This window comes from Paenibacillus sp. SRL342 (genome assembly GCF_984798905.1).
In genome coordinates, this window is the sequence record NZ_OZ481790.1 from 6,000,437 (window position 1) to 6,015,841 (window position 15,405).

The 15,405-nt window shown below is 47.9% G+C and carries 12 protein-coding genes and 1 pseudogene; 3 read left to right on the forward strand and 10 right to left on the reverse strand.

What is annotated here, in order from left to right:
• Positions 1 to 33 precede the first annotated feature (33 nt).
• The 8 genes and pseudogenes from AC4E8D_RS26570 to xylA all read right to left on the reverse strand — a co-directional run bounded on the left by AC4E8D_RS26570 (position 34) and on the right by xylA (position 11,235).
• The gene (locus tag AC4E8D_RS26570) at positions 34 to 2,427 is read right to left on the reverse strand and encodes an S-layer homology domain-containing protein (protein ID WP_490205388.1); all 2,394 of its coding nucleotides are present in this window, start codon (positions 2,425 to 2,427) and stop codon (positions 34 to 36) included.
• 228 nt (positions 2,428 to 2,655) lie between these two features.
• On the reverse strand, positions 2,656 to 3,582 hold the full coding sequence (locus tag AC4E8D_RS26575) for an alpha/beta hydrolase (protein WP_490205389.1): 927 nt from the start codon (positions 3,580 to 3,582) through the stop codon (positions 2,656 to 2,658).
• Between the two features lie 169 nt (positions 3,583 to 3,751).
• Positions 3,752 to 4,378, reverse strand: coding sequence for a bifunctional 4-hydroxy-2-oxoglutarate aldolase/2-dehydro-3-deoxy-phosphogluconate aldolase (locus AC4E8D_RS26580; protein ID WP_237178233.1), 627 nt, complete (start codon positions 4,376 to 4,378; stop codon positions 3,752 to 3,754).
• 249 nt (positions 4,379 to 4,627) lie between these two features.
• The gene (locus AC4E8D_RS26585; protein WP_221820849.1) at positions 4,628 to 5,698 is read right to left on the reverse strand and encodes a glycosyltransferase; all 1,071 of its coding nucleotides are present in this window, start codon (positions 5,696 to 5,698) and stop codon (positions 4,628 to 4,630) included.
• Between the two features lie 441 nt (positions 5,699 to 6,139).
• A pseudogene (locus tag AC4E8D_RS26590) lies at positions 6,140 to 6,793 on the reverse strand (glycosyltransferase family 2 protein); the annotation flags it as partial.
• Positions 6,781 to 7,497 carry a glycosyltransferase gene (locus AC4E8D_RS26595; RefSeq protein WP_490205390.1) on the reverse strand — a complete coding sequence of 239 codons (717 nt, stop codon included), beginning with the start codon at positions 7,495 to 7,497 and terminating at the stop codon, positions 6,781 to 6,783. The gene AC4E8D_RS26595 and the pseudogene AC4E8D_RS26590, both read right to left, overlap by 13 nt.
• 221 nt (positions 7,498 to 7,718) lie before the next feature.
• Positions 7,719 to 9,212, reverse strand: a complete 1,494-nt coding sequence (gene xylB / locus AC4E8D_RS26600) for a xylulokinase (RefSeq protein WP_221820773.1) — start codon at positions 9,210 to 9,212, stop codon at positions 7,719 to 7,721.
• A 706-nt stretch (positions 9,213 to 9,918) separates the two neighbouring features.
• Positions 9,919 to 11,235: a xylose isomerase gene (gene xylA, locus AC4E8D_RS26605; protein WP_036606941.1), complete on the reverse strand. Its 1,317-nt coding sequence runs from the start codon at positions 11,233 to 11,235 to the stop codon at positions 9,919 to 9,921.
• Positions 11,236 to 11,433: 198 nt separating this feature from the next.
• Here xylA and AC4E8D_RS26610 point away from each other — a divergent pair, with 198 nt between their 5' ends.
• Positions 11,434 to 12,600, forward strand: a complete 1,167-nt coding sequence (locus AC4E8D_RS26610) for an ROK family transcriptional regulator (protein WP_339305660.1) — start codon at positions 11,434 to 11,436, stop codon at positions 12,598 to 12,600.
• 147 nt (positions 12,601 to 12,747) lie between these two features.
• Positions 12,748 to 12,945, forward strand: coding sequence for a hypothetical protein (locus AC4E8D_RS26615; RefSeq protein WP_017692236.1), 198 nt, complete (start codon positions 12,748 to 12,750; stop codon positions 12,943 to 12,945).
• Between the two features lie 139 nt (positions 12,946 to 13,084).
• On the opposite strand, the gene AC4E8D_RS26620 is transcribed toward AC4E8D_RS26615, so the two are convergent.
• Positions 13,085 to 13,315, reverse strand: a complete 231-nt coding sequence (locus AC4E8D_RS26620; RefSeq protein WP_076212704.1) for a glutaredoxin family protein — start codon at positions 13,313 to 13,315, stop codon at positions 13,085 to 13,087.
• A gap of 62 nt (positions 13,316 to 13,377) precedes the next feature.
• Positions 13,378 to 14,319 (reverse strand): thioredoxin-disulfide reductase, encoded by a 942-nt coding sequence (gene trxB / locus AC4E8D_RS26625; RefSeq protein WP_036668032.1) that lies wholly within the window; start codon positions 14,317 to 14,319, stop codon positions 13,378 to 13,380.
• 256 nt (positions 14,320 to 14,575) lie between these two features.
• Between trxB and AC4E8D_RS26630 the strand changes: the two genes are divergently transcribed.
• Entirely contained in the window at positions 14,576 to 15,307 is a 732-nt protein-coding gene (locus AC4E8D_RS26630; protein WP_221820769.1) for a ZIP family metal transporter, read from the forward strand.
• Positions 15,308 to 15,405 lie beyond the last annotated feature (98 nt).

Below are 15,405 nucleotides of genomic sequence, written 5' to 3' on the forward strand. Positions count from 1 at the left end.
ATCAGCTTGGGCACGATATGAGTAATTCCTCGTCTAATACAGGCGATTACCACTCATAAACGTATCTGTTTTACCTTGAAGCTTCGCCAGCCGTTCCAATACCTGTGACGCTTCAGCTACCGTCACTTTTCGTGCAGGCATGAATCGTCCTTCAATCGAAGGAAGCAATCCCAGCTTCAGACTCAGGGAAACCGCTCCCTTACTTTTAATGGCACTGGCATCCGCAATGTTGGGAAGATCTGATGGCAACGTATAGAATCCGGCCAGCTTCTCATAGCGTAAAATACGTACAAGCAGCACTGCCAATTCTTCACGTGTCATCTCTTCCTGCGGATTCAAATTCTGTTCAGGGTCCGCTCCGGCAAGCCAGCGCTGATCGATTAATGCCCGAACTGCCTTATAATACGGGTTGTCAGGTGTCACATCAGCGTATAGCTTGTCATCTCCGTCCCCACTGTAGTACAGATCCATATTTGGATTAATCGCTCTTGCCAGATAGTTAAACCAATCTCCTCGGGTGATCACACGATCCGGGAATACGCGTCCCTGCTCATCCGCAAGCAATACGCCATGCTGTGTCATATTGCGTAGAGCTGCTTCGGCGACATGACCGGAAATATCCGTAGGATCCGCCTTGGTTGCAGAGCTTGTATCCCCGTATAACAACATCCATTTTCCTGTGTTAGCATCCAGCACTTCATAGTTGCCATAGATCGAATTTTCATCTCGTGTAGGCATATAAGCTAGGTTAACTCCCACCGGGATGACTTCACCGCTGTTCATACCCCATCCACCGTAACGAGAGTACGCCAGAACCAGCTTGAACTCTTTCAGATAGATTGCCCTTGCCTCTTCGTAACTAATGGCTGGCTCTTTCTCTGCTGGCAGTTGTTCAGGCGTTGCGGCAATACGCGTATAGAATTCGTTAATCGTTCCGTTGTTCAGCACCTGTACTTGTGCCGTATCATCCTTAACCGGAATTCCGTTCAGATAACGCTGGAACATAAAGGTACGCGCATCATCTACCTCAATAACGTTAGATAGGTGGAACTGTTCCGTTGCATCTGGAACTAACGCAATGACCGTGTCCATCGCCAGTTTCTCAGCCTGCTTTCGGGTTACCCCTTTGCCTGCCTTCTCTTCAGTTGTCTTCTCCTGCTCCATCTGTGGTCCCATTCGTTGCATCATCGTATAACTGTAGATCTGTCCAGTAACTGCATCTACCTGTGCTGAGATATCCCGCATGAACATATAGGACATATTGGCACTTCGATCGCTCCAGCTCAGACTCCATACCTGATTGTTCGGGCTTGCATATAATCCCTTGCTTAACTGGCTGTGCTCCAGCTTGTAACCCTTGGGAATATCAAAGTTCGTAGCCACCCGATTGGCGGCCTGCTGTACATTTAACCTCGTACCATTGGCCGGGACAAACGGAGTTACATCGCCTTTCAGCTTCGTATCCTGCTGCAAAGAATCTTCATCTACAGCTTTACCGGTTAATGTATTAATCCGTTCCAACGTATTGGCTTCAATCGGAACGATACTGATAGGCTTTGGTGTGTAGCCAAGATAATACTGCTGACCTTGTTTGGAAGACAGACGATCTTTGGAGATATAGGCCAGCTCCACATCGAACTGTTCTTCAAACTGCTGTCTCGCCTTCTCTTCCGAAGCTGCCGGTTTCGATGAAGGATACTTAGCTGAGGTAGTACCTCGTGAGTAACCTGTCACCAAACCACTTTCATCCACATTTATGTAGACTGTCTCTGCGTCAGATAATAACCCGTCATGCTTCAACTGGTAACCGTATCGATACTCTGTTCTGCCGAATAATGACTGTTGTTCAATAGAAGAATACAGATCTCCAAGCGGAGCATACTCTGTATCTTTCAGACCTGGAATCGCTTGGTACAACAGGTTCACGGCCTTCTCTTCGGCTTCAGCTTTGGTTAGCTTAACATCCGATGCCGTGACATATTTATCCATGACATCCGACGGCAAATGTACACTTAACACTTCCCCTGTGCCTGCATGTACGGTTGCATTGAATCCTGACGTATGATTGCCTTGCGTAATCTGGAACCCAATCTCCCATGCCTTGTAGTCTGGCGGTGGATAAGAATTAGGTGAATCGAATCGTGCAGATGAGATCGTTGCTTTCTTTAACAAAGGAAATAGCTTCAGTATATTTTCACTGGCTTGCCTGGATGAGATTTTCGCTCCCTCGGGCACGTCATTGCTCGTTGCGTCTAGTTGTTCATTTTCCCCCGTTGTCGCTTCAGTCAACTGTTCTGCTTGCGCGGCTGATGCACTGCCTGCAAAACCTGGTGTTTGCGAAGCAAGTAACAGTGTTGCCATCGCTGCCGTTGCAGCTTTCGCAGTGAACATTTTGAAACGTACATTAAACTTCCAATTCAAACTCAAATCTGGACCTCTCCCTTCAATTTCATACAAAGATGCATAGCAAATAACCTCGCATGAATATTGCCAGTCTATCCTATGATACCATAAGCTTCCTTTTTAATGGTCGTTTTCGGGGCAATTTTACAAATGTGAATTTCTGCATATTGCTCATAACAGCAAAAAAACGCCAACCACGTTGGCGTTCTCTTTGTTAGCCTGCACTCTTATGTAGGCCTGATTCTACCTGGTTTAACTGCTCGCAATAGTGGAATCGTTCGACTTTGACCGACCTTGGACATGGGTTTGCAAGAATGGAATAACGGTATCCCAGAAGGCGGGGTCTTCCTCGGAACAACTGTGTCCTCCGCTGTTGACCCATAGATGTTCTACAGGTGGATCGGCTTTGGACATAAAATATTCAAGCTCACTCGGGGGAATGAAGTTGTCGCCCTTGGAGTGCACCATAAGCATCGGTAGTTGCATTCCCCTGCGCCGTTCATTGAGCATCATCACCGGTTCACGCTGACGATAGGATTTCAGAGATTCACCAAGCCGCCAGAACCAGATTCTCGGAATTAACTGGGCCAGTGGAAACAAGGGCAGACGCCGACGTCTCAGCTCCGAACTGACAATAACCTCAAATTGCGATGGCATGGAGTCGGTAATCACCGCTGATACAGGAATGCCTTCCGTCACCGCAAGAATCGTGCCCAGTCCGCCCAAAGAATGTCCAAGCACACCGATGGCATCCGGATCGATCTCCGGTCGTGCAGTCGTATACTGCAACGCCGCGAGCAGATCATCCCGGAACAGGTAGGCAGATGCAGCACGAACCAGATCACTGGCCCCATGACTACGCACATCATACATAAATAAAGCATATCCTGCTTCCCAGATCGGACGTGCGTAACGAAGAACACGGGAGCGATTAGAGCCCCAGCCATGTGCAATAATAACGAGCGGCCATGGCTTCGGAATGTCCGCTCTGGCCGGGATGAACCAGCCATGCACCCGACCTCCCCCACTGTCAAAGGTCACATCCTCAAATGGCATTGGGGGTGTCAATGTGATTGGAATCTTCTTGGGTGTCTGGCTCTTTACCGCTGCCTTCCATAATCCACCTGCCGTTACTGCGGCCACGGCGAGCATGCCGCCTATCATTGTTTTAGCTTTCACAGGGCATCTCTCCTCTCCGAATTCTGGCATACATCCATCATAAAACAATAGAATGAACGGCACGTTAAGCGACATGGGTTTTTATGATAAAGATTAATCCAACAACTAATCTAAAGGCACCTTCACATATATACCCAAATATACATAGCCCTCATCTGACGCTGGAATCCTAGACTTCAGCTGCTTCCACAAATCTCCGTGCACATGCTGCAATCTGCTCATGATCTCCTGCTACAAGAGCTTCTCGTGGTAAAAGTGCACTTCCCAGACCCACTGCAGCAGCGCCTGCTGCATAGTAGTCAGCAATATTCTCCAGTGTGGCACCACCTGTTGCCAGCAGTGGAATATGATTCAGTGGAGCTTTGATCTCCCGCAGATACGGTATGCCCAGACTCGCCATCGGAAACAGCTTCACAACTCGTGCTCCCGCTTCATGGGCAGCGACAATTTCCGTGGGTGTCATGGCTCCAGGCCAGATGTCGACACCATGTTCTACAGCATATTCAATGACAGACAGATCGACATTGGGAGACACCAGAAATTGTGCTCCTGCAGCAACTGCTTCCTTCGCCATCTGCACATTTAGTACCGTACCCGCTCCAACAAAAGCCTTTCCTTCATGCCGCTCACGCCAGTCTGCAATAATATCATGTGCTCCAGGCGTGTTCAGTGTGACTTCCATCAGTCGGATTCCACCACCTGTCATACCTTGTCCAGCTGTTACTGCCGCTTCACGGCTTATACCGCGCACAATCGCGACCAGCCTCGACTCCAATAGAACTTCTGTCAGATTCATATCCAGTTCCCCTTGCTTCATCAATTCGGTAGCCGAAGACAGGCAATCATGGTCACCGCTTTTCCGTTATTCATTATTGTAAAGCATATCCTCTCCTAGATGAAATACATTAATCCATTTTTCAATGTGAATGCGTCTGTCACCAACTCTATGATGTACTTTTATCACAATGCAAAAAACCTCTCCATGGAACATGGGCTGATTCACCCATTCAATTCCACGAAAGAGGCCGCATTTCGACTGAAAATACTAAGCGTTTTCCAATACGTTATCCTTCTCCAAATCTTTAAAGTATCGATCGTTATATAACATGCTCGGATGTGTTGGATGATAGGCAAGTGCGATATCATTATGTTCCCGGGCCTTGGCACGGTTCCCCATCCGGTCATAACACACACATAGTTGCAGATGCGGCATCCAGGTCCAGGCTGCTTCATTCAGCACTACCATAGGATCATCAGGACGTACAGCACAAGTTGCCTGTTCGTACCAGAACAGGGCCTTGCGATAATCTTCACGGTCGGCAAAATAACCACCCAATCGACAGCAAATCTCGGCTCTTGGCAAATCATAGGCAAATGATCGGAACAACGCCGTGACTTCCTGTTCCGGACGTTCAAGTGCAGCTTCACAATCCGCAATTTTCTGACAAGCAGCAATCTGATCTTCCACCCAGCCCAGCCCGGTATCCAGAAACTTCTCATAGTACTTCACCGCATCCTCATGCTGCCCATGGTCCTTCAGTTCATTACCGAAATAATACAAGTCACGCGGCCCGAATTTCTCTCCGGCCTGTTCCCTTTTGCGATAGATTCGCAGATTCCGATCGGTATACTCCTTATCTTTCTTGTGGGTAACCGCTATATCACTATGCAGCAGATTGCCCGCTACAGCCAGATATTCATGCACTGCGCCAATCCAGCGAAATTGCCGATCCCGACGCACCAGACGATTCCGGCGCAGACTGTAGGCTACCTTACCATCTGCTGTGAATGACAGATTGTAATCCATCGTGACACTATCAACATCCGGGTCCAGCGAACGTTTCAAGGCGATCAGTTTCGCCCGATCTTCCGGTTCGAACACATCGTCGGCATCCAGCCAAAGAATATATTCACTCTTTGCCTGATCGAAGGCATAGTTGCGTGCTGCTGCAAAGTCATCCACCCATTCAAAATCAACGATACGATCCGTATATCTGGAAGCAATCTGACGGGTACGATCCGTCGAACCGGTATCCACGATTACAATCTCATCGGCAATACCGTTGACCGAGTCCAGACATCTGGCGAGGGAAGCTTCTTCATTTTTCACAATCATACACAGGGTAATACTGATCGTCTCCTCACCTCGTCTCGCCCTGCGGTTAAAGGCGGAAACCCCCGGCAGTTCGGACAATCGATAGATGTGGTACGCAGGGAAATGAGTATCCACGAACAAACGAAAACCCAGTGCCTGAGCACGAATACAGAAATGACGATCTTCGCCCCAGAAGGATACATTGGGAATCTGGTCATATGAAGCTCCTGCTGCCAGAACATTTTTGCGAATAAGGGTACAAGCCCCTAGCCCTCCAACTTCATAACAACCCGGGATCCGCAGTTGATTCAGAAATGCAGTCGTTTGCGTGCCCTCGTCCTCCACCTCGGTTCCGTCTAATGTTTTGCCACCGCGGCGATACAAGGCATACTCATCTTGCAGCCATACCTGTGGCATTTCCCTGGCATCCGGCTGCCAGCGGGTCCAAAAGATATTGGATACAATGTCTTTGCCACTCGATACAAGTTGCTCCAGCGTCCGCGGATGCAGCACCAAGTCAGAATCAATCAGGAAAACCGCATCGTAGTGGTTGTCGCGTGCATATTGCAATATGCGATTTTTCAAGCCGGCTACACGCCAAATCTGCTCATCCTGCCAATAGTGTCCTCCCTCATCTTTGCTGTACACCCCTTTGTTGTCAGAACTACCACTGCCCTGTTCATCTGCTTGAATAACCGTCCCTTCATGCTGGAGCACAAATTCACGCAATATATTCGATGCGGCTTCTTCCACGTTATCGTCAACAAACAGATACTCCGTCTTCACTGTGGTTCGTTCCAGTGCATGCAGAGAATCCAGAAATTCACGGAGCACCGGAGTGGTCTGTCGAACCGGGCTGGCGATCAGTATTTTTTCCAAGCTAAGCTCTTCAAGCTTTTCCGATTGGCGGGTTTCCAGCGATTGATCAGAACGTCTGGGCGGTCGATGATTACTCTGGCTCTCTTTCTGGCTCTCAGGTTGCTCCTCTTTCTGATTCTCTTTCTGATTATCTTTCTTATGTGAATTCGGCTCTATTTGAGGTTGGGATTCTTCTTGCGATTTGCGTAAAGTGTCTTTCTTCAACGTGCTCACTCCCCCTCTCCTTATTCGAACCATGCCAAAAGTCGTGGCTCTTGATCCAATATCGATTCGTACTGTTCCTTCCAACCGTATCTTGCTTCAGGGTCCAGTGCTTGATAGCGTTCATATTTGCGGATACGGTCTTCTTCCCGCGCCCAACCATAGTGCTTCACCCGGGGAGCATGACATCCATAGGACCAATGCTGGATCGTTAACGGAAAACGACCACAATGCTGGGGTGTCTCCTTCCATTCATAGCTCATCCCCGGGTGATAACGAATCAGAAATGGCCGATAATAGGCATGCGCCTGCCAGAACTCATCTTCCCGGTAATGCGTCTCACTCCACATATCAAACAATCTGAAATAGATCGCATCTTCATTGCCACTGAGCAGCAGATCCCGTACCAATCCAAAGTCACTGGTTAGAATCTCATCCGCATCCAGATTCAAAATCCACTCCGGATTGGTCGCCACCGTCTCTTCCCATTGTTGTTTTCTCAGGCTTACCTCGTCTGCAAAACGTGAAGCAGCGTTCTCCACTAATACGAGTGAAATACCGTCCAGAAGTTCCCTGCACAGTGCGACCGTTCCATCCGTGCTTCCGTCATCAATGATTACTGCGCGATCAATCCAGGGACGATGTCTCTCCAGTGCCTGCCTGAGATAACGATTCTCTTCATTACGAACGATCATCGACAAGGTAATATGTGGTCTTTCATGTTCCTCATATCCATCCAAAGCTTCACCCCCATACTCAAGCTTCTACCTATTAAAATGTCGGATACACAATGCCTGGACGAATCACAATCCTCTATTTCCAATCTATGCAGAGCCGGAATGCGGATATGCAGGCCAAGTAAACCTTTCATGGGGTTAATCTTGATGAACGACAAAAAAGCACCCGCCTTCGCGGATGCTTTCAAATGTAATCACAAGATTAATGTAGTGAAATAAATGAATTAACGGTATTCAGCCAAACGATCATTGAGACTACGTGTCTGTCCATAGACTTCCTGGTACAGTGCAAACAGTCCATCATAGACGGCAACCGTTTCCTGGTTCGGCTCATAGGACTTCGCTGGACGAATAAACGCTGTTGCACATTCTTGCATAGTCGGGAACCAGCCGCAACCATAGGCAGCCAGCATCGCTGCACCCATCGCAGGACCCTGTTCGCTCTCCAGCTTCACAATCGTAGCGTTAAAGACATCAGCCTGCATTTGCAACCAGGCTTCGTTCTTGGCACCGCCACCAATGGAGATGACTTCATTGACGGTTTTGCCTGCACCTCGCAGAATATCAATGGACTCGCGCAGCGAGAAGGTAATACCCTCCATCACCGCACGTCCAAAGTGCTCCAGCTTGTGTCCTGCATCCATACCGATGAAGCTGCCACGGATATTCGCATCCGGATGAGGTGTACGCTCCCCAACGATATATGGTGTAAACAACAATCCGTTGCTGCCCGCCGGAACCTGATCAATGCCCTGCAAGAGCACATCAAACGATTTGTCCGCTGCAAACGTATCCTTGAACCAGGACAGGCTATATCCTGCGGCAAGTGTTACACCCATAATATAGAAGGCATCTTTCTCCCCGTGATTAAAAAAGTGCACTTTGCCTTCGAAATCGAGATCTTTACGCTCTTCGTAGGAAAGCACAACCCCGGACGTTCCGATGCTGCACATCGTCTGTCCTTCACTCAGAATACCTGCGCCAATCGCACCGCAAGCATTATCCGCACCACCTGCGTATACTTTCGTCGCAGCCGCCAGACCCGTTTGATCCGCAATCTCAGGCAGCAACGTGCCCACTTCCTCAAACGATTCCACAAGACGTGGACATAGGGAGATTGGCAGGTCGAATGCATCTGCAATCTCGTTGCTCCACTGCTTGCCTGCAACGTCCAGCAGCAAAGTTCCCGCTGCATCGGAATAATCCATAGCATAATCACCCGTCAGGCGATAACGCACATAGTCTTTTGGCAGCAGGAACAAGGATGCTTGCTGTAACAATTCAGGCTCGTTCTCCTGAACCCACAGAATTTTCGGCAATGTGAAGCCTTCCAGTGCACGGTTCCGGGCAATGCTTAACAGCTTGCCGTCCAGTACTTTTTCGATCCGGCGGCACTGCGCCGTAGTACGTGTATCGTTCCACAAGATTGCATTTCGCAGCGGTTTACCTTCTGCATCCACCAACACCAGTCCGTGCATCTGACCGGAGAAGCTCATTCCCTCGATTTCCGAAGGCTGCACGCCAGACACTTCCAGCAACTTACGCAAGGAAACAATGGTCTGCTCTACCCAATCTTCAGGGTTTTGTTCGCTGTATCCAGCCTTGGGCTGATACAACGGATATGCCTCAGATGCTTCAAATGCCACTTTACCTTCACGATTGACCAACACGGTTTTGACCGCGCTGGTTCCAAGATCGACACCGATTACGTAACTCATAGGTTAACTCCTCTCGTTTATCACAGGTTATATCCACGAAAGATCCAAGTACGCATGAAAGTCACTCCGTGATCAGAAAACCCTTGGATCGCCGTTACCCCCAGATTTCCTTTAATCCCTTTGAAAAGGGAGAAATCCGGGGATAAATGCGAACGCTTCGCTTCCTCGGGTCCTTTCTGCTCACTCCGTTTTGCATGCATGATCCTGGACACACATGGATATGAAACGAGTAAAACATACTCGTTTCTGTAGCCAAAAATCGTGCCAACGACGTCTATCCGTCATTGGTATATAAATGAAACCTTGATGCTCATATGGTCACTTCGTGATCAGAAAACCCTCAGATCGCCGTTACCCCTAGATTTACTTTAATCCCTTTGAAAAGGGAGAAATCCAGGGATAAGCCTATGCTTCCGAAGCCAGCTTTCTTTCAGAAAAGTTCTTAGCAAACGCTTTGCTTCCTCGGGTCCTTTCTGCTCACTTCGTTCTGCATGCACCATCTTAAAGAAACATTTATATCAAAAATTTAAAAACCGCCCCCGTCTTCCCAAGGGAAAGTCGGGGACGGTCCGAATGTCATGCTTGTTCAGGCGTTCCATGGTACAAGCTAATCTTGTGCATAGGCAAGCTTGGATACTAATGTCCAACACATATGAGTTGAATAACCATCGGTGGCCGACGTGCACCAACCCTGCCTTATGCGCTATTAGTCAGCCAGGATGTACTGGTTAAGTTGTGCTCTCAGCAATTCCTGACGTCCGGATTGATTTTTGCGTGGGCTTTCGTTGTTGAGTGCATACTCAGCAAGGGAAGCCAGTGTCGCTTTACCTGCAACCACATCTGCGCCAATACCTTCGCTGAAGCTGCTGTAACGTTTTTCGATGAAGTCATCGAATACACGATCTTCAATCAACTTCGCTGCTACTTTCAGACCTTTTGCATACGTGTCCATACCTGCGATGTGTGCCAGGAACAGATCGTCTGCTTCGAAGGAACCACGACGTACTTTCGCGTCAAAGTTCACACCACCACGGCCGATACCGCCGTTTTTCAATACTTCATACATTGTCAACGTAGCATCGTACATATCAACCGGGAACTCATCCGTATCCCAACCGATCAACATGTCGCCTTGGTTCGCATCGAGGGAACCGAGCATGCCGTTTGTACGAGCAACGCGGATTTCGTGATCGAATGTATGACCAGCCAGTGTAGCATGGTTCGCTTCCAGGTTAAGTTTGAAGTGTTTGTCCAAACCGTATTTTTGCAAGAAAGCAATGGAAGTTGCTGCATCATAATCATATTGGTGTTTTGTTGGCTCTTTTGGTTTAGGCTCGATCAGGAATTGTGCGTCAAAGCCAATTTCCTTCGCGTAGTCTACAGCCATGTGGAACATGCGAGCAATGTTGTCTTGCTCCAGTTGCATGTCTGTGTTCAGCAATGTGTCGTAACCTTCACGACCGCCCCAGAATACATAGTTTTCAGCGCCCAGGCGTTTACCCACTTCCAGACCTTTTTTGATCTGTGCTGCAGCGTGAGCATACACGTCTGCGTTGCAAGTGGATGCTGCACCAAACATGAAGCGTGGGTTCGAGAACATGTTTGCCGTGTTCCAGAGCAGTTTTTTGCCGCTGGATTTCATATGATCTTCAATCAGATCAACGATTGTATCAATGTTGCTGTAGAACTCACGCAGGTTGTTACCTTCTGGTGCAATGTCCACATCGTGGAAACAGAAGAACGGGAGATTCATTTTTTCCAAAAATTCAAATGCCGCTTCCACGCGTACTTTCGCGAGGTCCAGACCCGAGTATTTATCCCACGAACGAACAGCTGTCTCCGCACCGAACGGGTCACTGCCGCCTGCAGTTAATGTATGCCAGTAAGCCATGCCAAAACGGAAATGTTCTTCCATCGATTTGCCGGCTACCACTTCTTCCGGATTATAATGTTTAAAAGCAAAAGGATTCTTGGAATCTTTACCTTCAAATGCAATTTTATTAACGGATTCAAAATAGGCCATGTGTAAAATGCCTCCTCAATAGTTTTAAGAAATCGTTTACACCGTTATCCTATCACATCGAATTTACTTTGTCTATTGGTTAAACAAAGTAAAATAAAATTGTTTTTTACATGTTTGTTTACGCTATAATAGTCGAATAACTTGTTTCGGATGTGGGTCAGAACCCTTTTATCAGAAGAATAGGAGTGCCTTAACCATATGAAAATTACCGGAGACCAGATGCTGGTCAAAAAAATAAACAAGTCGATCGTTCTGGATACGATCCGGCGCCATGCCCCTCTTTCTCGTGCGCGAGTGTCCGAGGTTACGGGGCTGAACAAAGCAACGGTATCCAATCTGGTTGCTGATCTGATCAGTGATGACCTGGTGCAAGAGATTGGCCCTGGTGAATCCAGCGGCGGACGTAAACCACTCATGCTGCTGTTTCGAGGGACATCAGGCTATGCAGTCGGTCTGGAACTCAGTGTGACTCATTTGAAAGGCGTGCTTACAGATCTGGAAGGACACATCATGACAGAGTACGCAGTGACCTTGGAACATCATGATGTGTCCTCTGTACTGGAGCAATTGAAATTGGCAGCAAAGCAGCTCATTGAAGCAGCTCCTCCTTCCCCTCACGGCGTCATTGGTATTGGTATCGGCGTGCCCGGCATGGTGGATGAGGCAGGAACGGTCCTGTTTGCACCCAACCTGGGGTGGGAGAAGGTAACTCTGCGCTCAATGCTTGAAGAAGAATTTGAACTGCCTGTAACGATCGATAATGAAGCCAATGCGGGTGCTCATGGAGAGCTGAATTTTGGGGCAGGTATCGATGTCCGTCACATGATCTACATCAGTGCAGGCATGGGGATTGGTTCAGGCATCATGGTAGATGGTGAATTATACAAAGGCGCATGGGGCTACGCAGGGGAAACAGGCCATATGTCCATTGAAGCGGAAGGTCTGCCCTGCTCCTGTGGTAATCGTGGTTGCTGGGAGTTATACGCATCGGAAAAAGCTTACGAGCACCCGGATCATCAGCTAAAATTACCTGCTCATACTACACGCGAGCTTATTCATTATGCCGAGCAAGGCCACGAGGCTGTTCAGGAATTATACAACACGATTGGGCGCAAACTGGGGATTGGCATTACCAATATCGTTAACAGTTTCAACCCGGAACGTATTATCATTGGCGGTCCGCTCTCTGAAGCAGGTCCCTGGATTGAAACAGCGTTAAAACAAGTTGTCGAGGAACGTACATTACCTTATCACCGCCGCAGTTTGCAGATTGAATGGGCAGCTCTGGGCAGCCGTTCCACCCGCGTTGGTGCCGCTTACTCTGCGATATCCCAGTTTTTAGGAAAAATTAGGGTGTCTGTCTAATAACAGATGAAAATTGACATCATTTCGCCCCATTTCCTCCCTTTTTGTTAAAGAAATCCAGATGTATAATGGGGTTATGTGATTTTTGTCATGGCTGTGTGGATGAAGCTGTGTTAATTCCGATAACGAAACGGAGTGAAAAAAAGCGTGACCTACGTGGATACTTCAGATATCTCGGCGCAAATGTTTGTCACCGTACTCCTGTTCCTGATTGTGCTTGCGCCCTTGTTCAGCCTTGGCATACTCCGATTGTTCCAGAGCAAAAAGAAGGCTGGTTTCATGTACATGCTGTCAGGATTGCTGGTGTATGTTGTATTTCAGACTTTCATGAGTATTTTTTTCTAGATCATATTCTGCGTTTGCACAAAAAACCGTACCCTTCCGGGTACGGTTCTTTCTATATCCTAACGGCTCGCGAAAACCGGAATTGCATATGAATCGAAAATTTCTTTCAACACATGATGATTCAGATAATCAGCCTGATTTAAGCGTCCAATGCTTTGGCAAATTGAGTTTTGTTCATACCCAGAATGCGGTGTTCACCGATGACAGTCAATGGCACGGCACGTACGCCCATGTCCCATACTTGTTGTGCATATTCATCGCTAGTTTCGATGTTGCGCTCTTCATAAGAAATACCTTTGTCAGCCAGGAACGTTTTTACGGATTTGCAGTTCGGGCAGTTCGTTGATGTATATACAATTACGTTTTCCATGTTTAATTCACCTCATATGGTTTTATATTAATCTATAGTTTGGTTGGAATCAGCTCATTCTATTACAGAACAACTGCGCTGTGCTCCAAGCTCTCAATGTATTTCTCTGTGTCCATGGCAGCCATACATCCGCTACCTGCAGCTGTAATCGCTTGTTTGTAACGTGTATCCTGTACGTCACCACATGCGAATACGCCTGGAATGTTTGTCTCGGATGTACCTGGTGTAGTCAGGATATAACCATGTTCGTCCGTCGTGATCTGTCCGCCAAGGAAACCAGTGTTTGGTGTGTGACCGATCGCTACGAATACGCCGCTTGCCGGAATCACTTCTTCTTCACCTGTTTCGTTGTTCAACACTTTCAGTCCGGTTACGCCGTTGTCGCCAGCGAGTACTTCAAGTGGTGTACGGTTCAAAGCCATTTCTACTTTTTCGTTGCTGCGTGCACGATCCTGCATGATTTTGGAGCCACGCAGTTCTTCACGACGGTGTACCAGCGTTACTTTGGAACCGAAACGGGACAAGAAGCTTGCTTCCTCAAGAGCAGAGTCGCCACCGCCGATGACGATGATTTCTTTGTTACGGAAGAAGAATCCATCACATGTTGCACATGTGCTGACACCACGACCTACATTTGTTTCTTCGCCAGGGATACCGAGGTATTTAGCAGATGCGCCTGTAGACAGGATCAATGTTTCCGATACGAGTTCACCCATACCTTCAACTTGAATCTTGAATGGACGCTCGCTCATGTCAATGTTGTTCACCCAGCCTGTGCGGAATTCAGCACCGAAGCGCTCAGCTTGTTTACGCATGTTGTCCATCAGTTCAGGACCCATAATCCCATCAGGGAAACCTGGGAAGTTCTCCACTTCAGTCGTTGTTGTCAGTTGGCCACCAGGTTGTGGTCCTTCAATAACGAGTGGGTTCAAGTTGGCACGTGCCAGATAGATTGCTGCTGTCAGCCCTGCAGGGCCTGTTCCAATAATAATTGATTTATACATGTATAGTTCCTCCCCCGGGTTCTGCAAAAAGGTTAGGCCCTCGAGCATCAAAAGCTTAGGCTTTTGCATACACTAGAACGAAAAGCCCATATCATGTCCACAAGTCCTGCCTGCGAAATGAGAATTATCCTATGCAGAAACGGAATTCTAATTTATAATCATTCTAATCTGTTGTTCATTATGATCTCTTTTATGTACGGTGTCAATGCTCGGCAGCGATTATGAAGAAGTCTTCATCAGGAGGGAAAATGGAAGCATGAACGATGCACTCATTGGCAGTTTTATATCAGCCATGTCTACCGGCCTAGGGGCCGTACCGATTTTATTTATGCGCAAAATATCACACCGTCTGCGTGATATCTTGCTGGCCTACGCTGCAGGTATTATGACCTCGGCTTCAGTGTATAACCTCATTCCGGAAGCACTTGGCCAATCAAATCTTTTTGTACTCGCATTTGGTATTTTGCTTGGTAGCCTGGTTCTACTGGTGCTGGAGATGAAGATTCCACACGTCGATCTGGAGAATCCCGAGAAAATGCCTTTTAAAATTGAAACCAAAGCCTTCATGATTATTGCAGCCATCACCATGCATAACCTGCCGGAAGGGTTATCCGTTGGTGTCAGCTATGCAAGCTCAGATGAGAGCCTGGGCAATCTCATTGCCTTTTCCATCGGATTGCAGAATGCACCGGAAGGATTCTTGGTGGCCCTCTTTCTCGTGAACCAGAACATTGGCCGCTTCAAAGCGCTGGGTATTGCCACCCTGACCGGAGCGGTAGAGATTATTACAGCTATGATTGGTTACACCTTGAGCAGTCTCGTAGCTGGTCTTGTGCCTTATGGTCTGGCCTTTGCAGCCGGTGCGATGATGTTCATTGTTTATAAGGAACTTATCCCTGAGAGTCACGGTGATGGTAATGCACGTGTGGCGACGATGTCCTTTTTGCTCGGGCTCATCACGATGATTGGTCTGACCGAACTGTTTTAATTGAAGACTAAAGAACCCGAGCGAACAGTCCAAGACTGTCGACCGGGTTCTTTGTTTAGCCACAAATGAAGATTCCATGAAATTACTGGGATCGTCTG

Bases quoted from the DNA above. Each gene is read 5' to 3' on its own strand.
- AC4E8D_RS26580 (WP_237178233.1), bottom strand. From the start codon at position 4,378: ATGAATCTGACAGAAGTTCTATTGGAGTCGAGGCTGGTCGCGATTGTG.
- AC4E8D_RS26585 (WP_221820849.1), bottom strand. From the start codon at position 5,698: ATGATTGTGAAAAATGAAGAAGCTTCCCTCGCCAGATGTCTGGACTCG.
- xylB (WP_221820773.1), bottom strand. From the start codon at position 9,212: ATGAGTTACGTAATCGGTGTCGATCTTGGAACCAGCGCGGTCAAAACC.
- xylA (WP_036606941.1), bottom strand. From the start codon at position 11,235: ATGGCCTATTTTGAATCCGTTAATAAAATTGCATTTGAAGGTAAAGAT.
- AC4E8D_RS26610 (WP_339305660.1), top strand. From the start codon at position 11,434: ATGAAAATTACCGGAGACCAGATGCTGGTCAAAAAAATAAACAAGTCG.
- AC4E8D_RS26620 (WP_076212704.1), bottom strand. From the start codon at position 13,315: ATGGAAAACGTAATTGTATATACATCAACGAACTGCCCGAACTGCAAA.
- trxB (WP_036668032.1), bottom strand. From the start codon at position 14,319: ATGTATAAATCAATTATTATTGGAACAGGCCCTGCAGGGCTGACAGCA.
- AC4E8D_RS26630 (WP_221820769.1), top strand. From the start codon at position 14,576: ATGAACGATGCACTCATTGGCAGTTTTATATCAGCCATGTCTACCGGC.